The 20,319-nt window shown below is 55.8% G+C and carries 19 protein-coding genes; 5 read left to right on the top strand and 14 right to left on the bottom strand.

Annotation, left to right across the window (positions count from 1 at the left end):
• The first annotated feature begins 537 nt into the window (after window positions 1-537).
• Window positions 538-3,714, top strand: coding sequence for a ribonuclease E (gene rne, locus JKP81_RS18430; protein WP_200552853.1), 3,177 nt, complete (start codon window positions 538-540; stop codon window positions 3,712-3,714).
• A 39-nt stretch (window positions 3,715-3,753) separates the two neighbouring features.
• Here the strand turns inward: rne and JKP81_RS18425 are convergent, their stop codons facing one another.
• The gene (locus JKP81_RS18425; protein ID WP_370568896.1) at window positions 3,754-4,656 is read right to left on the bottom strand and encodes a LysR family transcriptional regulator; all 903 of its coding nucleotides are present in this window, start codon (window positions 4,654-4,656) and stop codon (window positions 3,754-3,756) included.
• 161 nt (window positions 4,657-4,817) lie between these two features.
• Between JKP81_RS18425 and JKP81_RS18420 the strand changes: the two genes are divergently transcribed.
• On the top strand, window positions 4,818-6,029 hold the full coding sequence (locus JKP81_RS18420) for an MFS transporter (protein ID WP_200552851.1): 1,212 nt from the start codon (window positions 4,818-4,820) through the stop codon (window positions 6,027-6,029).
• Window positions 6,030-6,110: 81 nt separating this feature from the next.
• Here JKP81_RS18420 and flgL read toward each other — a convergent pair whose 3' ends face one another.
• The 11 genes from flgL to flgB all read right to left on the bottom strand — a co-directional run bounded on the left by flgL (window position 6,111) and on the right by flgB (window position 16,037).
• Window positions 6,111-7,079: a flagellar hook-associated protein FlgL gene (flgL, locus tag JKP81_RS18415; RefSeq protein ID WP_065368749.1), complete on the bottom strand. Its 969-nt coding sequence runs from the start codon at window positions 7,077-7,079 to the stop codon at window positions 6,111-6,113.
• Between the two features lie 14 nt (window positions 7,080-7,093).
• Window positions 7,094-8,743 (bottom strand): flagellar hook-associated protein FlgK, encoded by a 1,650-nt coding sequence (gene flgK / locus JKP81_RS18410; RefSeq protein WP_200552850.1) that lies wholly within the window; start codon window positions 8,741-8,743, stop codon window positions 7,094-7,096.
• 75 nt (window positions 8,744-8,818) lie between these two features.
• Window positions 8,819-9,775, bottom strand: coding sequence for a flagellar assembly peptidoglycan hydrolase FlgJ (gene flgJ / locus JKP81_RS18405; RefSeq protein ID WP_200552849.1), 957 nt, complete (start codon window positions 9,773-9,775; stop codon window positions 8,819-8,821).
• Entirely contained in the window at window positions 9,775-10,872 is a 1,098-nt protein-coding gene (locus tag JKP81_RS18400) for a flagellar basal body P-ring protein FlgI (protein WP_200552848.1), read from the bottom strand. The genes flgJ and JKP81_RS18400 overlap by 1 nt, the downstream gene beginning before the upstream one ends.
• 12 nt (window positions 10,873-10,884) lie before the next feature.
• Window positions 10,885-11,583: a flagellar basal body L-ring protein FlgH gene (gene flgH / locus JKP81_RS18395; RefSeq protein WP_040016541.1), complete on the bottom strand. Its 699-nt coding sequence runs from the start codon at window positions 11,581-11,583 to the stop codon at window positions 10,885-10,887.
• Window positions 11,584-11,640: 57 nt separating this feature from the next.
• Window positions 11,641-12,423: a flagellar basal-body rod protein FlgG gene (flgG, locus tag JKP81_RS18390; protein ID WP_020457434.1), complete on the bottom strand. Its 783-nt coding sequence runs from the start codon at window positions 12,421-12,423 to the stop codon at window positions 11,641-11,643.
• 16 nt (window positions 12,424-12,439) lie between these two features.
• Window positions 12,440-13,195: a flagellar basal body rod protein FlgF gene (locus tag JKP81_RS18385; RefSeq protein ID WP_065368751.1), complete on the bottom strand. Its 756-nt coding sequence runs from the start codon at window positions 13,193-13,195 to the stop codon at window positions 12,440-12,442.
• A 20-nt stretch (window positions 13,196-13,215) separates the two neighbouring features.
• Complete coding sequence (gene flgE / locus JKP81_RS18380; RefSeq protein WP_200552847.1) at window positions 13,216-14,493, bottom strand: flagellar hook protein FlgE; 1,278 nt, start codon at window positions 14,491-14,493, stop codon at window positions 13,216-13,218.
• 26 nt (window positions 14,494-14,519) lie between these two features.
• A complete protein-coding gene (gene flgD, locus JKP81_RS18375; RefSeq protein WP_200552846.1) occupies window positions 14,520-15,200 on the bottom strand; it encodes a flagellar hook assembly protein FlgD in 681 nt (226 codons plus the stop codon).
• Window positions 15,201-15,211: 11 nt separating this feature from the next.
• Window positions 15,212-15,616, bottom strand: coding sequence for a flagellar basal body rod protein FlgC (gene flgC, locus JKP81_RS18370; protein WP_020457431.1), 405 nt, complete (start codon window positions 15,614-15,616; stop codon window positions 15,212-15,214).
• A 4-nt stretch (window positions 15,617-15,620) separates the two neighbouring features.
• Entirely contained in the window at window positions 15,621-16,037 is a 417-nt protein-coding gene (gene flgB / locus JKP81_RS18365) for a flagellar basal body rod protein FlgB (protein ID WP_017456402.1), read from the bottom strand.
• Between the two features lie 157 nt (window positions 16,038-16,194).
• Between flgB and flgA the strand changes: the two genes are divergently transcribed.
• From flgA to flgN, 3 genes are all read left to right on the top strand, one after another.
• Complete coding sequence (gene flgA / locus JKP81_RS18360) at window positions 16,195-16,854, top strand: flagellar basal body P-ring formation chaperone FlgA (protein WP_200552845.1); 660 nt, start codon at window positions 16,195-16,197, stop codon at window positions 16,852-16,854.
• A gap of 94 nt (window positions 16,855-16,948) precedes the next feature.
• The gene (gene flgM, locus JKP81_RS18355; protein WP_017456400.1) at window positions 16,949-17,242 is read left to right on the top strand and encodes a flagellar biosynthesis anti-sigma factor FlgM; all 294 of its coding nucleotides are present in this window, start codon (window positions 16,949-16,951) and stop codon (window positions 17,240-17,242) included.
• 4 nt (window positions 17,243-17,246) lie between these two features.
• A complete protein-coding gene (gene flgN / locus JKP81_RS18350) occupies window positions 17,247-17,669 on the top strand; it encodes a flagella biosynthesis chaperone FlgN (RefSeq protein ID WP_017456399.1) in 423 nt (140 codons plus the stop codon).
• An 80-nt stretch (window positions 17,670-17,749) separates the two neighbouring features.
• Here the strand turns inward: flgN and murJ are convergent, their stop codons facing one another.
• Window positions 17,750-19,288 (bottom strand): murein biosynthesis integral membrane protein MurJ, encoded by a 1,539-nt coding sequence (gene murJ, locus JKP81_RS18345; RefSeq protein WP_200552844.1) that lies wholly within the window; start codon window positions 19,286-19,288, stop codon window positions 17,750-17,752.
• A 107-nt stretch (window positions 19,289-19,395) separates the two neighbouring features.
• A complete protein-coding gene (locus tag JKP81_RS18340) occupies window positions 19,396-20,319 on the bottom strand; it encodes a Gfo/Idh/MocA family protein (protein ID WP_200552843.1) in 924 nt (307 codons plus the stop codon).

Genomic DNA, 20,319 nt, shown 5'->3' with positions numbered 1-20,319 from the left:
GCCACTCATTTTTCTATGCTTATATTTACAATTGACTCGGTAACTTTGTTTTACACAGTTGATTCGGCGGTTATTAAACCAATCTCCGGGCAAAGGTGAAAAAACTGTGAGTAACCGGGTGATAAATGGTAAAAGTCAGCTTGCTATAACAGGGTTCGCAAGGAATAATGTTGCGGTTTTCCGTGTTGAATCTTGTTAAAACAAGTAAATGAGCGGAATGACCAGTTTTGCCTGTCCGATCATACACGCAGCAATGGCGTAAGACGTATTGAACTTTCAGGCAGTTAGCGGGCTGCGGGTTGCAGTCCTTACCGGTAGATGGAATCTTCTCTGGAGAGTTTTTCCCAGGCTGTTCCCCTGATAATTGCGCTGTGTTTTCCACAGGAAACACAGGCAACCGACACACTGCGCCTCTTTAGCGAGCGACAACCGTGAGGTTGGCGACGCGAATAGTCTCGAGGCCATCGGTTCTCCCCCGGAAAGGCGTTATCTTGCCCGCAGCTTAGTCGTCAATGTAAGAATAATGAGTAAGTTACGATGAAAAGAATGTTAATCAACGCAACTCAGCAAGAGGAGTTGCGTGTCGCACTTGTTGATGGACAACGCCTGTACGACCTGGATATCGAAAGCCCGGGACACGAGCAGAAAAAAGCGAACATCTACAAAGGTAAAATCACCCGCATTGAACCCAGCCTTGAAGCCGCCTTCGTTGATTACGGTGCCGAGCGTCACGGTTTCCTTCCCCTCAAAGAGATCGCCCGCGAATACTTCCCAGCTAATTACAACGCTCATGGACGTCCGAACATCAAAGACGTACTGCGTGAAGGTCAGGAAGTTATCGTCCAGATTGATAAAGAAGAGCGCGGCAACAAAGGCGCGGCACTGACCACTTTTATCAGCCTTGCGGGCAGCTACCTGGTGCTGATGCCGAACAACCCGCGTGCGGGCGGCATTTCACGTCGTATTGAAGGCGACGATCGTACCGAGCTGAAAGAAGCGCTCTCCAGCCTGGAATTACCGGATGGTATGGGTCTTATCGTACGCACCGCAGGCGTGGGCAAATCCGCCGAAGCGCTGCAGTGGGATTTGAGCTTCCGTCTGAAACACTGGGAAGCTATCCAGAAAGCCGCTGAAAGCCGCCCTGCTCCGTTCCTGATCCATCAGGAAAGCAACGTAATTGTGCGCGCCTTCCGTGACTATCTGCGCCAGGATATCGGCGAAATCCTTATCGATAACCCGAAAGTGCTTGAGCTGGCTCGCCAGCATATCGCTGCGCTGGGTCGTCCGGATTTCAGCAGCAAAATTAAACTGTACACCGGGGAAATCCCGCTGTTCAGCCATTACCAGATTGAGTCGCAGATTGAATCCGCTTTCCAGCGTGAAGTCCGTCTGCCGTCCGGTGGTTCTATCGTTATTGACTCCACCGAAGCGCTGACCGCCATCGATATCAACTCCGCTCGCGCAACGCGCGGTGGCGATATTGAAGAGACTGCCTTTAACACGAACCTGGAAGCGGCAGATGAGATCGCTCGCCAGTTGCGTCTGCGTGACCTAGGTGGCCTGATCGTTATCGACTTTATTGATATGACGCCGGTGCGCCACCAGCGCGCGGTGGAAAACCGTCTGCGTGAAGCGGTGCGTCAGGATCGTGCGCGTATTCAGATTAGCCATATTTCCCGCTTTGGCCTGCTGGAGATGTCCCGCCAGCGTTTGAGCCCGTCGCTGGGCGAGTCCAGCCATCATGTCTGCCCGCGTTGTAGCGGCACCGGCACTATTCGTGATAACGAATCCCTGTCGCTGTCGATTCTGCGTCTGATTGAAGAAGAAGCACTGAAAGAAAACACCCAGGAAGTGCATGCGATTGTGCCGGTTCCGGTCGCATCATACCTGTTAAACGAAAAACGCGCCGCGGTAAGCGCTATTGAAGCCCGCCAGGGCGGCGTACGCTGCGTAATCGTGCCAAACGACCAGATGGAAACGCCGCACTACTCCGTGCTGCGCGTGCGTAAAGGCGAAGAGACGCCAACCCTGAGCTACCTGCTGCCGAAACTGCACGAAGAAGAGATGGCTCTGCCGTCTGAAGAAGAGCACGCCGAGCGTAAGTTACCTGAACAACCGGCGCTGGCTACCTTCGTTATGCCGGACGTTCCGCCAGCACCACAAGCGCCAGCAGCTCCTGCGAGCCAGGCGCAACCTGCCGCAACAGCCGCTGCCGCGCCAGGCTTGCTGGGCCGTTTCTTCTCTGCACTGAAAGGCTTGTTCGCGGGTGAAGCTGCCCCGGCACCGGTTGAAGTGAAAGAAGAGAAAAAAGACGAGAAGCAAGAGCGTCAGCAGGATCGCCGTAAATCACGCCAGGGCAACCGCCGCGATCGTAATGATCGCCGAGACAATCGCAGTGAGGGCAACGAGGCGCGCGAAAGCCGTGATAACCGCGAAGGTCGCGAAGATAATCGCCGTAACCGCCGCGAGAAATCACAGCAAAATGCTGAAGTCCGCGAATCTCGCCAGCCAGTCGCTGTTGATGAAACAGAAAAAGCGAAATCTCGTGACGAGCAGCAGCAACCACGCCGTGAGCGTAACCGTCGTCGTAACGATGATAAACGCCAGGCGCAGCAGGATGTCAAAGAGCTGAACCGCGATGAGCAACCTGCTCAGGAAACGGAACAGGAAGAGCGCGTACAGGTAATGCCGCGTCGTAAACAGCGTCAGCTCAGCCAGAAAGTACGTATTGGCGGTGATAGCAACGTAGAAAACCGCGTTGAAGAAACCACCGTACAGGACGCCGCAGTGCAAAACACACAGCTGGCGAAAGTCGACCTGCCAGCTGTGGTTGAAACCGCACCGGTACAGGAACAGGATGAAAACGCTGAAGCACGCGAAAACGCGATGCCGCGCCGTTCACGCCGTTCTCCTCGCCACCTGCGCGTGAGTGGTCAGCGTCGCCGTCGCTACCGTGATGAGCGCTACCCGCTGCAATCTGCCATGCCGTTGACTGTGGCTTGTGCATCACCGGAAATGGCGTCCGGTAAAGTATGGATCAGTTACCCGGTAGCGCGCGCGCAGGAAGAGCAGCAGACTCAGGAACTGGCCGTTGAAAACAACGCCGCCCCTGAGCAGGAGATCGCTCCGGCTATGGCCGAAGCGCAACTGGTTGCGCATCAGCAAGCGGAAGTTGTTGAACCGCAGACGACGGTTGAAAATGTCGAGCCGGTGGTGGTTGAACCGCAGGCGGCGGTTGAAAATGCCGAGCCGGTAGTGGTTGAACCGCAAGCCGCTGTTGAAGCACCGCAGACGGTTGCCGTTGAAACCACCCATCCGGAAGTCATCGACACGCCGGTGGATGAACAACCGCAGCTGATTGCTGAAGAAGATCGTACCGTTGCGCAGGAAGTGGCAGAAGAAGCCGAACCGGCACAGCAGGAAGTTGCATCAGCAGCAGAAACGCCAGCCCCTGAAGCTGTACAGGAAGCGGCTGCGCCAGTTGTTGCCGAGCCGGTGAAAGCGCCGGTAGTAGCGCGGGTTGCTCCAGCGGCTCACAAAGTGGCTACCGCGCCAATGACCAAAGCGCCAGCGCCTGCCTATGTGCCGGAAGCGCCGCGTCACAGTGACTGGGTACGCCCGGACTTCGTCTTCGAAGGTAAAGGTTCTGCGGGTGGACACAGCGCCACGCACGCGGCTACCGCACCTGCGACGAAACCGCCAGCTGCTGAGTAATTCTCTGGCAGTAAAAAGCCGACCCTCGGGTCGGCTTTTTTATGCCTGTCGCACCGGATGGCGCATACCGCCAAGCCCCGGCATCACTTCACGCATCAGTTGTAAAAATTTCCGCAACCGCGCGGGATAATAGCGCGCCCACGGATAAACCAGGTGAACCGGCAGCGGCGCGGCCTGCCATTGCGGCAACAGCGCTATCAGTTTGCCACTGCGTAACTCCTCTTCCACCGCCCAACTGGAAATCAGCGTCACGCCAAGCCCGCCAATGGCGGTATTGCGGGCTGCGTACAGGCTGTCGGTATAAAGCCGTGGTGCAATCGCCACCTGCTCCGTATCACCGCTTTGCAGATGGCTAAGATGAATTTCATGCTGGTAGAACGTGCTGAGCGCAATCCACGGCAGCGCGGAGAGCTGCTGCGGTGTGTCGACAGCGGGAAAGCGCGCCAGCAACGCCGGTGACGCCACGATAGATCGGGGAACTTCTGCCAGCAGCACCGACACCGTCGCCGGATCCACTTCTGCGCCAACGCGAATAGCGCAATCGATATTGGCACTGAGAAAATCGACATTCTTGTCATTGAGCATCCATTCAACGGAGAGTTGTGGGTGACGTTCCAGAAACTGAGTCAACGGACCGAGCAGTTGTTCCTGACCAAAGGCATGCGGGGCGCGTACGCGTAAAATTCCTACCGGCTCGTCGTCGGACTGGCTCAGTTCATCTTCCAGCGCCACCCAGGCATCCGCAACGCGCTTTGCATGCTGGTAGCAGCGTTCACCATCATCCGTCAGCTTCATCGCATGAGTGGTGCGCAATAGCAGCTTGACGCCAAGCAGCGACTCCAGCGACTGCAAACGACGGCTGACCGTCGCCTGAGTGGTCTCCAGCTGGCGAGCCGCCGCCGACAGCGACCCGGCCTCCACGATACGGATATATGTCCGCATCAAATCCACCCTATCTATACGCTCTTGCCGCTTCATTATTATTTTACCTATACGTTTCACGTATAACCGTTTTACCACTCCGCTGGCTACCGCGCCAAGCTCTGCTGCGTAAAAATGGCCTCACTTTGTTATTCACTCCATATCCTTGCGGGAAAACTGTTATGAACCGTCATTCTCTTTCGTCAGATGTTGTTGGCTGGGTCATTTTTGCCCTCGCGCTCGGCGCCGGATTCAGCGTCGCGGCTATCTACTATTCACAACCGCTGCTGCCATTAATGGGCAGCGACCTGCACTTAACCGTCAACGGTATGGGGCTGGTTCCGACGCTCACACAGGCCGGTTATGCGCTGGGTATTTTGTTCCTGCTGCCGCTGGGTGACCGCCACGACCGTCGCCGCCTGATCCTGTTTAAAAGCGCGGCACTGGCGCTGCTGTTACTGGCTTGTAGCCTGACCAGCCATCTGCCTTCATTACTGATCGTCAGCCTGTTACTGGGCATGGCCGCAACGATGGCGCAGGATATTGTACCGGCGGCAGCCATCCTCGCGCCGGAAGGCAAACAGGGGAAAATGGTCGGCACGGTAATGACCGGTTTACTGCTCGGGATCCTGCTTTCGCGTACCGTTAGCGGCTTTGTCGGCGCGGCATTCGGCTGGCGTATCATGTACCAGCTTGCTGCAGTCAGCATTGCGCTGATTGGTGTGCTGATGTGGTCGGTACTGCCGCGCTTTGCAACGCACTCCACGCTGAGCTATCCGGCGCTGATGAAATCAATGGCGCACCTGTGGCAACGCTATCCGGCACTGCGCCGCGCCGCTTTCGCCCAGGGGTTTTTATCCATCGCTTTTAGCGCTTTCTGGTCAACCCTTGCGTTAATGCTGCTGGAAAAATATCAATTAGGCAGCGCAGTAGCGGGTACGTTCGGCATCGCTGGTGCGGCGGGTGCGTTAGCAGCACCGCTGGCAGGTGGCCTGGCGGATAAAGTCGGTGCGGAAAAAGTCACACAGTTAGGCGCAGGTCTGGTAACGATTTCCTTCGCACTGATGTTCCTGCTGCCGGTACTGCCACCGCAGGGTCAACTGGCGCTGATTGCGCTCTCTGCTGTGGGCTTTGACCTGGGTCTGCAATCCAGTCTGGTTGCTCACCAGAACCTGGTGTACGGTCTTGAGCCGCAAGCGCGTGGTCGTCTGAATGCGCTGCTGTTTACCGGGGTGTTCATTGGAATGGCGCTGGGCTCTGCGCTGGGCAGCAAACTGTACTCCGTCGCGTCATGGCAGGGTGTGGTGGTACTGGCAACGGTTTCCGGTCTGGTTGCTCTGCTGATCCGTCTGTTCGACGCACGTCAACTCCAGCAAGCGGCGCAGAAAGCGTAAGATAAAAAAAAGCCCGCTCCGGGGTGATGGAGCGGGCATACCGAACATGCCCAGTTTCCAGACATGCTCAAAATGAAAACATTACTTATTCATCTGGAACAACGACAGACCTTGCATATCGGTGAACGCTTTGTAGGACGCTTGCAGCGCAGCTTGTTGCATGGTGTAAGACGAAATCACCGAGTTCCAGTCCACGTCAATCAAATCACTCTTCTGCTGTTTCAGCGCGACAGTACGGTCATCGCCCAGCGCATCGAGGGTGTCCAGTTCGTTCAACTGTGTACCCAGTTCAGCACGGACAGTCGACACGTTGTTCAGGGAGTTCCCCAGACCACGGCTGGTTTTATCCACTACTGCCTGCGCTGCCGCCTTGGCCGTTTCATCGCCCGCTACCGGAGTCTTCAGTGCGGTAATCGCCGTATCGAGCATTTTGAACAGATCGGTTTCCGACGTGCCCGGCAGGCCGGTAGCTGGATCAATCGGTTCTGGCGTGGCGTTGCTGCTGATATGGTTGAAAACTTCAGTGCCCGTATGTGCAATAACCATGGTACGCGAGGCGTCAACCTGCTGGGAAATCGCCTGGTTACCACCGCTATATGTGCCCGTGGCATCATACGGCGCGCTTTCCGTTTTATAGCCGCCAAAGATATAGCGACCGTTACCGTCGGTGCTGTTCGCCAGGTTAAGCAGCTGATCGCGGTAGCCCTGCAACTCGGTTGCCAGAGAAGCACGGTCATCATCACTCAACGAACCGTTGCCCGCTTTAACAATGGTACCCTGTGCGCCAGTGATAGCGGTCGTCACCTGCTGCAATACGCTCTCTTCCAGCGACACTTTCTGCTTGGCGAAAGTACGCGCTGTCTCATACTGGGTGTTTTGCGCCTGTGCCTGCGAAATCACCACGGCCTGCGAAGCGGCAATCGGATCGTCCGACGGACGGTTAACTTTCTGCCCGGTCGCCATTTGCTCGCCGTAACCCAACCACGCGCTCTGCGAGTTGGTCACGCCGCGCATGCTTTGTTCGTACATCATTTGAGTACTGATACGCATTTTTCACCCCTTACTTAGCGAATGCCGAGCAGCGCATCAAACAGCGTGCTTGCAGTTTGTAAAACCTGAGCGTTTGCCAGGTAATATTGTTGATAGCGCTGCAGGTTACCGTACTCTTCATCAAGGTTAACCCCGGAGATGGACTGCTGCTGTTTGGTCAATTGCGTCACCACGTTCGTCTGCGTGGTGGAGCTGGTTTTCAGCGTCGAGGTTTTGTTACCCACATCGCTGACCAGCGTGGCATACGCATCGTTAAACGTTTTGTTGCCGCCGACGACTTTCGCGCTTTGCAGATTCAGCATCGCCTGGCCGTTGCGGTTATCGCTCGCACCGGAACCGGCGACAGAAGCCATGGCGATTTTCGACTCATCGGTAATCGCCACGCTCATATTCACAATCGCATTGCTCACCGGACGAACGGTAAAGCTGTCGTTGGCTTTCGGGCCAGTGGTGGCGTTGATGCTAACTTTCAGACCGTCGAAATTCAGCGTGCCATCGGAAGGATCTGGCGTCACGGTGGTAGTGGTATTGTTGGACAGTCGGGTGACTTTCCAGTTCGTCCCATCGTACGCTACTTTATAATCCGTCGCCTGCACCGCCGAGCTGTCGCTGACCGCAGCGGTCAGTACCGCATCACCGGTATTTTTAGAGTTGCTGGTGGTAGATGGCGCGCCAATGGTAAAGAACTGGCCGCCTTGAGTACCATCCGCATCGAAGCCCTGTTCGTGTTGTTTGTTGAACGCATCAGCAAACGACAGCGCCAGTTGTCCAAGCGTATTACGCGCCTGGTCAAGATCCTGCGAACGGAACGACAGCAAACCGCCCAGTGAACCGGTGGTGATCAGCTTTTCCGGGATCTCAATATTGCCTGCGATTTTGTCAACATACGCCACGGCCGTACGTGCCGGATCGGCGCTGGACTGAACGGCCGCCAACTGGCGCGCGTCGCTGCCCTGCACCAGAGAGTAACCATCACCCATGCTGATGTTGTAGGTGTTGCCATCCTGGACACTGACTTCAACACCGACAATTTTGTTCAGTTCGCTGACCAACTGGTCGCGCTGATCGAGCAGATCATTCGGCGAAGCACCGCCGCCTACCGCGGTCAGACGGGAAATCTGATCGTTAAGTTTGGCAATCTGCGTGGAGTAGTTGTTGATCTGATCAACGCTTGAAGAGATCGACAGGTTTACCTGTTTATCCTGGTCACGCAGATACTGGTCGGCCACTTTGAACTGGTTAACCAGACCGTCCGCTTTACCCAGCATCGCCTGACGGGATGACGGGTCAGAGGCGTTACTTACCAGCGTTTGCAGGCTGGAAAAGAAGCTCTGCAGGCTGGTCGACAGCGAGTTAGTGGTATCCGACAGCACATCGTCAATTTTTGACATCTGCTGGTAACGCGTGGTCAAACCGCTGTTCTGGTTTTCCGCTGCACGCAGCTGATTAGTAATAAAGGCGTCATACTCACGCTGAACACCGGTAACGAGTACACCGTTACCCACCCAGCCGCCACCGGTCAGGGTACTGTTGCCTGAGGTGAGCACCGTCGTCTGACGGGTATAACCCGCTACGTTATAACTGGCAATGTTATTACTTGCGGTATTAAGCGCGGCCTGGGCTGCGTTGAGCCCACTCATGGCGCTGTTAATCAAACTGGACATGGAGGTTCCTTATACACTTTCAGACATGAGTCCTGTTGACGATTATCGGCAACCCAGGGCAAAACTTGAGATATTTCAGAACAGATTTTGGATATCCGTGCTGTAGGCTTTACTGACCTTTTCACCCATCGATTTAAGCTGTTGGATCATGCTGGTCAGCTTACGGGCGTAGTTAGGATCGGTCGCATAACCGGCGTTCTGCAACGCCTGCGCCCCCTGCTCCGCCGTCGCAGCAGTGGTCACCGCCGAGTAACGTTTATTACGCGTCAGCATGCCCACATAATCGGAGAGCGCTTCAAGGTACGAGCTGTAAACGCGGAACTTAGCTTTCACCTTCACCGCTTCGCCGTTTTCATATTCTGTGGTGGTGATTTCCGTGGTCGGCCCTTTCCAGCCAGGCGTGGCTTTAACACCAAAAATGTTAAAGCTCGGCTCACCGTTTTCACGCGTGATCTGGCGCTGGCCCCAGCCGGATTCCAGCGCAGCTTGCGCGAGGATCAGGTGGTGCGGAACGCCGCTCTGCTCACTGGCAAGACGCGCCGGCAGTGAAAGCTGGGCAAGAAAGTCTTTGCTGTCGCCGGTTAACGGCTCGTCGCCGTCTTCCGGTACTTTTGGCATCGCTTTGCGCACCAGTTGTGTCAGCGCCTGGTTTTGATAAGACGTCACAGTTTCCAGCGGGAATTTCATCGGCACCTGTTGCATCTGATCGGCAGGCTCAACAGGCGCCTGATCGCCCGCCATCTGCTTAACCATCATATCGGCCAGGCCAAGACCTTTGCCCGCGGTCATCTGTTGTGCAATTTGCTGGTCATACATGCTGGTGTACAGCCGCGTTGAATCACTGCTGAAAATACCGTCTTTCGGTAATGCTTCGCGCATGCTTTTCAGCATCATCTGCACGAACATCCCTTCCATCTGGCGGGCAACCGGGCGCAGGTTCGCGCCCGGATCCTGGCGCGTTTGCGCCTTCAGTTCATTCAGTGATTGCGCGTCCCATGCCGCGCTCGTCAACAACCGGCTGTCAGTCAACATTAGATGATCTCCAGTTTCGCACGCAGACAGCCTGCGCTTTGCATCGCCTGAAGGATGGACATCAGTTCCATCGGGGAAGCACCGAGCGCGTTAAGCGCGCGAACCACACTGTTCAGGTTGGCGCTGGAACGGACGCTTTGCAGCGAACCGCCGCTCTGGCGCAAATCAATTTGTGTTTGCGGTGTCACCACCGTCTGACCGCCGCCGAATGGTGTATTCGGCTGGCTCACGTTGGCCTGCTGATTCACCGTCACTGAAAGGTTACCCTGCGCGACAGCACAATTATCCAGCGCCACTTCGCGGTTCATCACCACCGAGCCAGTACGCGAGTTAATAATGACTTTCGCATCCTGCTGCGTAACGCCAACTTCCATATTCTGGATGTCTGCCAGCAAACGGACCTGCGAGCTGCCGCCGTTAGAAACGCGGATCTGCACGGTACGCGCATCGAGCGCGGTGGCGCTGCCGTAACCACGGTTACGGTTGATGGTGTCGGCAATCTGCTGCGCCATGCTGAAATCTTCCTGGTTCAGTTGCAGGTTAATGGTGTTGCCTGCGCCAAACTGGGTCGGCAGTTCACGCTCGATGACCGCACCGTTAGTGATACGCCCGCCGTTAAGCTGGTTAACCTGCACACTGCTACCGCCTGCAGAAGCACCCGCACCGCCGACCAGAATATTACCCTGCGCCAGCGCATAAACCTGGCTGTCAACGCCCTTCAGCGGCGTCATCAGCAGCGTACCGCCGCGCAGGCTTTTCGCGTTACCCATTGAGGAAACCACCACATCGATGGTTTGCCCCTGGCGCGCAAACGCCGGGAACTGCGCGGTGACCATCACCGCCGCCACGTTTTTTAGCTGCATGTTGGTGCCGGTAGGAACTGTAATACCCATCTGCGACAACATGTTGTTTAAGGTTTGGGTGGTAAATGGCGTCTGGGTCGTCTGGTCACCTGTACCATCAAGCCCCACGACCAGGCCATAACCAATTAAGGAGTTTTCACGTACGCCCTGTACACTGGTGAGATCCCGGATACGGTCAGCCTGGGCGAAGGTCGCCACCAGCGCTAACACGATACCAGTCAAATACTTAAACATAATTCACCCCGGTTACATCGGCGATAAGTTGAGGAAGAAACGTTGCAGCCAGCCCATGTTCTGCGCTTCGTTGATGTAGCCGTTGCCGACATACTCGATGCGCGCGTCCGCCACCTGTGTGGACGGAACCGTGTTGCTGCCGCTGATGGTGCGTGGGTTCACGACACCCGAGAAGCGGATGAATTCAGTGCCCTGGTTGATGGCTATCTGTTTTTCACCCACCACATGTAAATTGCCATTGATCAGCACCTGATCGACCGTCACGGTCAACGTGCCGCTAAAGGTATTGCTGGCATTGGCGCCACCTTTGCCGTTAAAGGTATTTCCACCGGAAGCAGAGAGATCGGCGCGGGAATTACCAAACAGACCCTCCAGGTAGCGCGGCGTGGTATCCATGCCGAAACTGGCCTTGCTGTCACGGCTGGCATTTGCCGACGAGCTCTTACTGGCACTGACGTTCTCTTGCAGTACGATCGTCAATGTATCGCCCACGTTACGCGGACGGCGGTCTTCAAACAGTGGCTGATAGCCGTAGTTTATCGGCTGCGCAGTCTGATAAATCGATCCATTTACCATCGGCACCGGTCCCGGAATCGGTTGAGCGGTGGTCGCCCCCTGAACCAACGGCGTTGATGGAACCCAGGCACATCCCGTCAGGGTTAATGCCACTAAAGCCATAATCGGATAGCTGCGCACGGCGTATTTTTGCATTGCATTCATCTTCGAAATCAGGGTTCCGGTGCGGCAGTTACCGCACCGGATAACGCCTTAAAGTTGCGTCAGTTTTTGCAGCATCTGATCGGTGGTCGATACTGCCTTACTGTTAATTTCGTAAGCGCGCTGAACCTGGATCATATTCACCAGCTCTTCCGCCACGTTTACGTTCGAGGTTTCCACATACCCCTGATACAGCATCCCCGCACCGTTCAGCCCCGGCGTCGTGGAGTTTGGCGCGCCAGACGACTGCGTTTCTGCGTACAGGTTTTCACCAAGACTTTCCAGACCGGTGTCGTTCATAAAAGTGGTCAGGTTTAACTGGCCAACCTGAACCGGTGCGGCGTTACCCTGCTGCGTCACGCTGACCACGCCGTCGCGGCCAATGGTGATGCTCAGGGTGTTCGCCGGAATGGTGATCGCAGGCTGCACCTGGAAACCACCCGCCGTTACCAGCTGACCGTTCTGGTCGACCTGGAAGGAACCATCGCGGGTATACGCCGAGGTACCGTCCGGCAGCAGTACTTCAAAGAAGCCCTGCCCTTTGATCGCCACATCTTTACTGTTGTTGGTCTGAGACAGGTTGCCCTGGCTGTGCAGACGCTCGGTGGCTACCGGACGAACACCGGTACCGATCTGCAAACCCGAAGGCAGCGTTGTCTGTGCTGAAGACTGTGCGCCAGGCTGACGAATTGTCTGGTACAGCAGATCTTCAAATACCGCGCGCTGGCGCTTAAAACCATTGGTACTGACGTTCGCCAGGTTGTTGGCGATGACATCCATATTGGTTTGTTGGGCGTCGAGGCCGGTTTTTGCGATCCATAATGAACTGATCATAAGTAGTCCTGTTTAATTAGCCCATTGACAGCAATTGGTTGGCGCGCTGGGCGTTATCGTCGACGCTGCTGATGACTTTCATCTGCATTTCGAAACGACGGGCGCTGGCGATCATGTCGGTCATCGCGGCAACCGGCTTGACGTTACTGCCCTCCAGCACACCTGACATCACGCGAATAGACGGGTCGTCCTGCAATGTCGTACCACGGGTCGCTTGTGCGGTCTGGCTCAGACGGAACAGCCCGTCATCACCGCGCACCACTTCCTGCGCGTTCGCTTTCACCAGCTTCAGCTTGCCGACCGGCGCGATAGTATTCGCCGGATCGCCAGGGTTCAGCGATGAAATCGTACCGTCAGCCGCGATACTAATTTGCGAACCTTCCGGTACCGAAATCGGGCCGCCGTCGCCAATCACCGGATGCCCCTGAATGGTCAACTGACCGGTTGAACTCACCTGGATATTACCGTTACGGGTATATCCTTCTGAGCCGTCCGCCGTTTGAACTGCCAGCCAACCATCCTGCTGCAACGCCACGTCCAACGGACGCGAGGTGTAGTCAAGTTGACCTGGCGTCATATCGGCGCCAGGCGTAGAAGCCACTACCAGCGTACGGGTAGGCAGTGAAAGCCCTTCTACCGGTACCGCGCGCAGCGCATTGAGCTGCGCGCGAAAGCCTGGCGTGGACGCATTCGCGAGGTTGCTGGCGGTGACAGCCTGCTGATTCAGCGTCTGGCTGGCTGCGCCCATCGCGGTGTATATTGCGTGATCCATTAAGCCATCCCGTCAGACGATTAACGCAGGTTAACCAGCGTGTTAAGGATCTGATCCTGGGTTTTGATGGTCTGCGCGTTCGACTGATAGTTACGCTGCGCGACAATCATGTTCACCAGTTCTTTACTCAGATTCACGTTTGATGCTTCCAGTGCGCCGTTGGTCAGCTTACCGAAGTTGCCGGAACCCGCTGTACCCACGATAGCAACGCCGGAAGCGGTGGTCGCAGACCAGACGTTATCCCCTTCGGATTTCAGGCCTTCGTTGTTAGCAAAGTTCGCCAGCACGATCTGACCCAGCACCTGAGTTTTCTCGTTGGAGTAGCTGCCCACCACGGTGCCGTCATCGTTGATGGCGTAGCTCACCAGCGATCCTGGCGGGTAACCATCCTGATCAACAGAAGCTGCGCCGCTGCTGCCGGTGTTCTGCTGCATGGAGTTCAGGAAGCTCAGCGAGTAAGTGCTGGCCGCGGAGCCATTGAGGCTGGCCAGCGCGATATTGATCTGCGGCTGTGCGTTCGGCGCGGCGTTCAGGTTCCAGGTACGCGGCGTGGTGGCCGGCAGCACTTCGGTGTAGTTAGTCACGGAAGTGAGCGTACCGTTGGAGCTGAACGACATCTGCGCGGCTTTTTCGTAAGAAGAGCCGGAAATGCTGGAGTCTTTGGTGTAGACATCCCAGGTGTTATCCGCGGTTTTAACGAAATAGCAGTCAACCGCATGTTCGTTACCCAGGCTGTCGTAAGACGTTACCGTGGTTTTTTTGTTGTAGGTATCCGAGTTCGTCGGATCGAACGGCGTCGTCGTCGGAATGGTCGCCGTCGAGTTCAGGTTCATCGGCATCGTCGCCGTGGTGGTGGCACGCGCCGACATCACGGTCGTTGGGATGTTAATCGTCGTCGGGTTAGCACCGGTCTGCACTACCGGCGGTGTACCCGCAACCGGATAACCGGTCAGCTGCATACCCTGCATGTTGACCAGGTTACGGTTCTCGTCCAGCTTGAACTGGCCGTTACGGCTGTAATAAACAGAGCCGTTGGTATCAACCATGCGGAAGAAACCGTTCTGGCTAATCGCAACGTCCAGACCACGACCGGTGTTGGTCGTTGTACCGTCGGTAAAGTCCTGAGTGATACCGGCAACTTTTACGCCCAGACCCACTTTAGAACCGGCAAACATATCGGCGAAGGACGCAGAGCCGGATTTAAAGCCATAAGTGGCGGAGTTGGCAATGTTGTTACCAATGACATCGAGGTTGGTGGCCGCAGCATCTAGGCCGCTGACCGCTTGTGAAAAGGCCATGACTTACTCCTGATAAGTGTTTTGGCTTAGATAATCTGCCGTACTTCGTCGAGTGTGGTGGTACCGTAAGTACCTAAATCCAGTGTGCTACCGTTGCTGCCGCGGGTAACACCTTGCACCAGTGCAAACTGCAGCGGCTGGGCAACCAGCTGTGTTGCGCCAGAGCTGGCGGCGATAGAGACTTTATAAGAGCCATCAGGTGCCGCTGTTCCATCTGTCATCTTGCCGTCCCAGCTGAAGGTGTGGACACCGGCAGTCAGCGAGCCAATATCGATAGTGCGCACCACGGTACCGTCTTTGCTGGTCACGGTAGCGGTCACTTTATCGGCGGCTTGCGTCAGTTCCACGCCAAACGGCGTTGAGGTTTCTTTACCCACCAGAACGGTCTGTCCCGGGATCATCACGCCATGGCCAATCAGATTTGTCGCCTGTAGCGACTGACTGTTGTCGATCTGTCCGGAAATCGAACCGAGGGTGGTATTCAGTTTTTCAATCCCGCTCACGGTGCTGATTTGCGCCAGCTGAGTGGTCAGTTCGTTATTCTGCAGCGGGTTAGTCGGGTCCTGGTTTTTCAGTTGCGCGACCAGCAGCGTTAAAAAGCTGCCTTGCAGGTCGGATGCACTGTTTGTTCCGGTTGTGCTGGTGTTGTTACTGGTCGAGGAGACACCGCTATTTGTCGGGTCATCCACTCTTACGGCGATAGACATGCGCGTCTCCTTTACTGTCCGAGCGTGAGGGTTTTGAGCATCATGCTCTTAACGGTATTAAGCACTTCAACGTTCGCCTGGTAGCTGCGGGACGCAGACATGGTGTTCACCATTTCGCCGACCACATCAACATTGGGCATTTTGACGTAGCCATTCGCATCAGCCAGCGGATTACCTGGTTCGTAAACCAGTTTGTCCGGCGCCTGGCTTTCAATCACATCAGCAACTTTTACACCGCCAGTCGCTTGCCCGGGCGCAGCATCCACCTGGAATACAACCTGCTTGGCGCGATACGGCTGACCATCGGGTCCGGTCACGCTGTCGGCGTTCGCCATGTTACTGGCGGCCACGTTCAAACGTTTGGACTGCGCGGTCAGCGCGGAGCCTGCGACATCAAAGATATTCAGTAATGCCATTTAATTAGTTCCCCTGTTGCAGAACACTCATCATGCTTTTGATCTGCCCACCCAGCACGGTCAGGCCGGTCTGGTATTTAACGCTGTTGTCAGCGAACTGCGTACGTTCACGATCCATATCCACGGTATTGCCATCCAGCGAGGGCTGATCCGGAATGCGGTACAGCAAATCGGTAGACGGTCCGCTCATCGCCTGCGCCGGGATATGGCGCGAAGAGGTCATGGTCAACGCAACGCCGCTGCCTTCAGCCCGCCCACGCTCCATGACTTTTTTCAATTCGCTGGCGAAATCAATATCGCGCGCCTGAAACCCCGGGGTATCGGCGTTGGCGATGTTTGCCGCCAGAATTTCCTGACGCTGGGCGCTCAGGTTCAGCGCTTCTTGCTGGAAACGAAGTGCGGCATCAAGTTTATCGAGCATGGCTCCCCCACTGATGACAATTATTTAGCCAACAGCTTAAATCTCCGCTGACAAACTTATCGCTGGAATAAGGGCAAAATGCGTCGCTATTTATTGCGTTGATAGGTTGACCATGCGGTTAAAATCCCCTCAACCACTCAACAGGCAGGAGTCTGCGATGAACACGTTGAAAGGCGGTTTAGCCGCGACCTTACTGTTATTAAGCGCCTTTGCTCAGGCTGCTGACTTGCAATCACAGCTGACGTCATTTTTTGCTCAACGTCTTGCTGGCTTTAGTGACGAGGTAGTGGTAAATATACGCACCCCGCAAAATCTGTTGCCCAGTTGCGAGCAGCCAGCGCTGAGCGTGCTTGGTAACGCTAAACTGTGGGGGAACCTGAACGTGCTGGCGAATTGCGCAGGTGTTAAGCGCTATTTGCAGGTGGAAGTTCAGGCGACCGGTAACTATGTGGTGGCAGCGCAGTCCGTTGCCCGAGGCAGCCTGTTGCAGCCCGGCAGCGTGACGCTAAAACGCGGCCGCCTCGATCAGTTGCCGCCGAGAACGATGCTGGATATTACCCAGGCGCAGGATGCGGTCAGTTTGCGCGATCTTACCCCAGGCCAGGCGATTCAACTGTCAATGTTGCGCCAGGCGTGGCGGGTTAAAGCGGGTCAGCGTGTACAGGTCGTGGCGTCGGGCGATGGCTTTAGTGTGAACGGCGAAGGTCAGGCACTGAACAATGCGGCAGTGGCGCAAAACGCCCGTGTGCGCATGGCTTCAGGGCAGATTGTCAGCGGTACAGTGAACGCTGATGGGAATATTCTGATTAACCTATAATCTTTTTAAAGAATTCATGTCGCCTGCCGATAATTAAGCAACGACTAAAGATATCAGGCCCGAAACGCCGGGATACCTCGATGAGGACAACACTATGAGCATTGATCGCACATCGTCTTTAAAACCGGTTAGTTCCGTTCAACAGCGCGAAACTAACGAGACCCAAACGCAGAAAACGCGTCTGGAAAAAGCGGCTACGGCAAACAGCACCAGCGTGACCCTCAGCGGCGCGCAGACCAAGCTGATGCAGGCGGGCGCGAATGACATCAATATGGAACGCGTTGAACAGCTGAAAACCGCGATCCGTAATGGTGAACTGAAGATGGACACCGGCAAAATCGCCGATGCCCTGATTGATGAAGCGAAGAGTTACTTGCAGAGTAAATAACAGTATGAATCGACTGTCAGACATTCTTGATCAAATGACAGTTATCCTGAGCGCTCTTAAAGACGTGATGGATGCTGAGCAAAAACAGCTTTCCGTAGGTAACATTCAAAGCAGCGCACTGCAGCGTATCACGGAAGAAAAAAGCTCATTGCTCGCGACACTGGATTACCTGGAGCAACAGCGTCGTTCGACACAAAAAGCGCAGCATAGCGCGAACGACGACATCGCCGATCGCTGGCAAACTATTACGCAGAAAACGCAGCATTTGCGCGACCTTAACCAGCACAACGGATGGCTGCTGGAAGGACAAATTGCGCGTAACCAGCAAGCGCTGGAACTGCTAAAGCCGCATCAGGAACCGAGCCTGTACGGCGCGAATGGTTATACCGCTTCCGCCAGCCGTGGCGGAAAGAAAATCTCGATTTAATAAGACCCTTCTTCTTTGCCAGGGATAATTCCCTGGCAATTTGCTTTTATTTTTTCTCGCTTCTACTTCGCTGACCAGGTTTACGCCGTGGTCCGACGCGCGAACTCTTTTACTTTAAAGCCCAGCAGCGCAAGCGTGGCAAAATACGCCATCACGCCGACCAGCACAACGGCCATCAACCGCAGCAGGCGATAAGGCATAGTGCCTGTTGACCACTCCGGCATGACATACAGCATGCCCACTAACGCCGCAGCCATCACCAGCACCGCGATAACCAGACGCAGCAGGAAACTTGCCCAGCCCGGCTGCGGCGTAAAGATCTGCTGCTTACGCAACTGCCAGTAAAGCAACCCGGCGTTCAGACAGGCCGCCAGACCAATCGACAGCGACAACCCGGCGTGTTTCAGCGGCCCGATAAACGCAAGGTTCATCATTTGCGTCATCACCAGCGTGACAATGGCAATCTTCACCGGCGTTTTGATGTTCTGTCGCGAGTAGAAGCCTGGTGCCAGCACTTTCACCACGATAAGCCCCATCAGACCCACCGAGTAGGCGATCAGCGCGCGTTGCGTCATTAACGCATCAAATGCGGTGAATTTACCGTACTGGAACAGCGAAACGGTCAACGGCTTCGCCAGAATGCCGAGCGCTACGGCGCTGGGCAACGCCAGCAGAAAACAGAGCCGCAGGCCCCAATCCATCAGGCGGCAATATTCGTCGTGGTTACCGCTGGCGAAACTTTTCGACAACGATGGCAGCAGGATTGTCCCCAGCGCCACGCCGAGCACGCCGGAAGGAAATTCCATCAGGCGGTCAGCGTAATACATCCACGATACGGAACCTGAAACCAGAAACGACGCGAAAATGGTGTTGATGATAAGCGAGATCTGGCTGACCGAAACCCCAAGAATTGCCGGTCCCATCTGTTTGATCACCCGCATCGCCCCGGCATCGCGGAAGCTGATGCGCGGCAGCACCAGCATGCCGATTTTCTTCAGGTGCGGCAGTTGATACACCAGTTGCAGCACACCGCCGACCGTAACGGCCCAGGCGAGCGCCAGTACCGGCGGATGAAAATAGGGAGCTGCAAATAGCGCAAAGCCAATCATGCTGATGTTTAAGAACGTCGGCGCAAACGCCGGCACCGAAAAACGATTCCAGGTATTGAGGATCGCCCCGGCCAGCGACGCCAGCGAGATCAGCAGAATATAAGGGAAGGTAATGCGCAGCAATTGCGAGGTTAAGTTGAATTTATCCGCCGTATCGGCAAAACCCGGCGCGGTGACGAGGATCACCCACGGTGCCGCCAGCATCCCGGCCACGGTGACAATCGCCAGCGCCAGCGTCAGCAACCCGCAGACATAGGAGACAAAAACCCGCGTCGCATCTTCACCCTGTTTACTTTTGTACTCGGCGAGGATCGGCACAAAGGCCTGAGAAAACGCCCCTTCAGCAAAAATGCGGCGCAATAAATTCGGTAGTTTGAACGCCACGAAAAAGGCATCGGTCGCCATTCCCGCGCCAAATACCCTTGCCACAATGGCGTCGCGCGCAAAACCCAGCACGCGGGAAAACATCGTCATGGAGCTGACAGCCGCCAGCGATTTTAATAGGTTCATTCTGGTTTCCATAAGACACAACGCCTGCAATGCAGGCGTTGATGTACAGCGAAGCGCTTAGTCTACAGGGAAAAAGGCGAATTACTATCGCCAGATGTTACCGGGCATTATTCACTCATCGCCTCGCGCCAGAGCTTGTCTACAACGCGCTGGGCAAGGATCGCTTGCTCACCGGCGGTTTCCGGAACTGTCTGGTTTTGCACGCATTCAATAAAATGGCGAGCGCATCCGGCGAAACCGCGTTGCTCCAGCACGCTCTGCCAGCCCGCCACCGGACGCGCGACCACGCCCTGCCCGCGCTCTTCGCGCCACTCGCGCATATCGGTAATGTCGAACAACCCACCGTCTGTCACCGCCTGAACCCATTCACGCTGGCTGCCCGCCCGGCGATGCATGCTGGTAGTAATTTGCAGGTGTTCAACACTGAAATGATGCTCGGCATAAATCATGGCGCCGTCGTCATTGGTTAGCAGCGTGCCGCTTTTTAATTGCGCGGCGCCGCCTGCCAGCCACAGCGCGGTATCCACAACGTGCAGGTAGTCATCCAGCAGGGTAAAGCGTAAATCATGCGGCCCGACGCTGTCGGTACGGTGTTTATCCATTCGCAGCGAAGCGGCCTGCGGTATCTGCTGTTTTAACTCGCGGTAAAGCGGGGAGTAACGGCGGTTAAACCCGACCATCAGCGTCAGTTTTTTACGTGCGGCCAGCTCGATAAGCCGCTCCGCGTCCTGTAAGTTTTCCGCCAGCGGTTTATCCACGCAGACGTGTACACCGAGATTGAGCAACTCACTGACAACCGCATAGTGGGAAGCCGTTGAAGTGTGGACAAAAACCGCGTCGCATTGTGCCGCCAGGGAAGTCAGCGAGTCGGCATACGGAATGCGCCAGGTTTCGCACACGCGCAGCGCCTTTTCCCGCGTTGGCGACCAGGCTGCCGCCAGCGTCCAGTCAGTTGCCGCGCCTAACACCGGTAACCAGGCTTTTTGCGCAATCCCGCCAAGCCCTACCACACCGATACGTAACGTTGTCAC

The organism is Kosakonia sp. LAM2021 (assembly GCF_016620385.1).
In the GTDB taxonomy this organism is placed as follows: domain Bacteria; phylum Pseudomonadota; class Gammaproteobacteria; order Enterobacterales; family Enterobacteriaceae; genus Kosakonia; species Kosakonia sacchari.
Note: the sequence above shows the minus strand (reverse complement) of the source record. Positions and strands in the feature narration are given on the sequence as shown.

What these genes read in the sequence shown, in the direction of transcription:
- rne (WP_200552853.1), top strand. Translation starts at nt 538, where the DNA reads ATGAAAAGAATGTTAATCAACGCAACTCAGCAAGAGGAGTTGCGTGTC.
- JKP81_RS18425 (WP_370568896.1), bottom strand. Translation starts at nt 4,656, where the DNA reads ATGCGGACATATATCCGTATCGTGGAGGCCGGGTCGCTGTCGGCGGCG.
- JKP81_RS18420 (WP_200552851.1), top strand. Translation starts at nt 4,818, where the DNA reads ATGAACCGTCATTCTCTTTCGTCAGATGTTGTTGGCTGGGTCATTTTT.
- flgL (WP_065368749.1), bottom strand. Translation starts at nt 7,079, where the DNA reads ATGCGTATCAGTACTCAAATGATGTACGAACAAAGCATGCGCGGCGTG.
- flgK (WP_200552850.1), bottom strand. Translation starts at nt 8,743, where the DNA reads ATGTCCAGTTTGATTAACAGCGCCATGAGTGGGCTCAACGCAGCCCAG.
- flgJ (WP_200552849.1), bottom strand. Translation starts at nt 9,775, where the DNA reads ATGTTGACTGACAGCCGGTTGTTGACGAGCGCGGCATGGGACGCGCAA.
- JKP81_RS18400 (WP_200552848.1), bottom strand. Translation starts at nt 10,872, where the DNA reads ATGTTTAAGTATTTGACTGGTATCGTGTTAGCGCTGGTGGCGACCTTC.
- flgH (WP_040016541.1), bottom strand. Translation starts at nt 11,583, where the DNA reads ATGCAAAAATACGCCGTGCGCAGCTATCCGATTATGGCTTTAGTGGCA.
- flgG (WP_020457434.1), bottom strand. Translation starts at nt 12,423, where the DNA reads ATGATCAGTTCATTATGGATCGCAAAAACCGGCCTCGACGCCCAACAA.
- JKP81_RS18385 (WP_065368751.1), bottom strand. Translation starts at nt 13,195, where the DNA reads ATGGATCACGCAATATACACCGCGATGGGCGCAGCCAGCCAGACGCTG.
- flgE (WP_200552847.1), bottom strand. Translation starts at nt 14,493, where the DNA reads ATGGCCTTTTCACAAGCGGTCAGCGGCCTAGATGCTGCGGCCACCAAC.
- flgD (WP_200552846.1), bottom strand. Translation starts at nt 15,200, where the DNA reads ATGTCTATCGCCGTAAGAGTGGATGACCCGACAAATAGCGGTGTCTCC.
- flgC (WP_020457431.1), bottom strand. Translation starts at nt 15,616, where the DNA reads ATGGCATTACTGAATATCTTTGATGTCGCAGGCTCCGCGCTGACCGCG.
- flgB (WP_017456402.1), bottom strand. Translation starts at nt 16,037, where the DNA reads ATGCTCGATAAACTTGATGCCGCACTTCGTTTCCAGCAAGAAGCGCTG.
- flgA (WP_200552845.1), top strand. Translation starts at nt 16,195, where the DNA reads ATGAACACGTTGAAAGGCGGTTTAGCCGCGACCTTACTGTTATTAAGC.
- flgM (WP_017456400.1), top strand. Translation starts at nt 16,949, where the DNA reads ATGAGCATTGATCGCACATCGTCTTTAAAACCGGTTAGTTCCGTTCAA.
- flgN (WP_017456399.1), top strand. Translation starts at nt 17,247, where the DNA reads ATGAATCGACTGTCAGACATTCTTGATCAAATGACAGTTATCCTGAGC.
- murJ (WP_200552844.1), bottom strand. Translation starts at nt 19,288, where the DNA reads ATGAACCTATTAAAATCGCTGGCGGCTGTCAGCTCCATGACGATGTTT.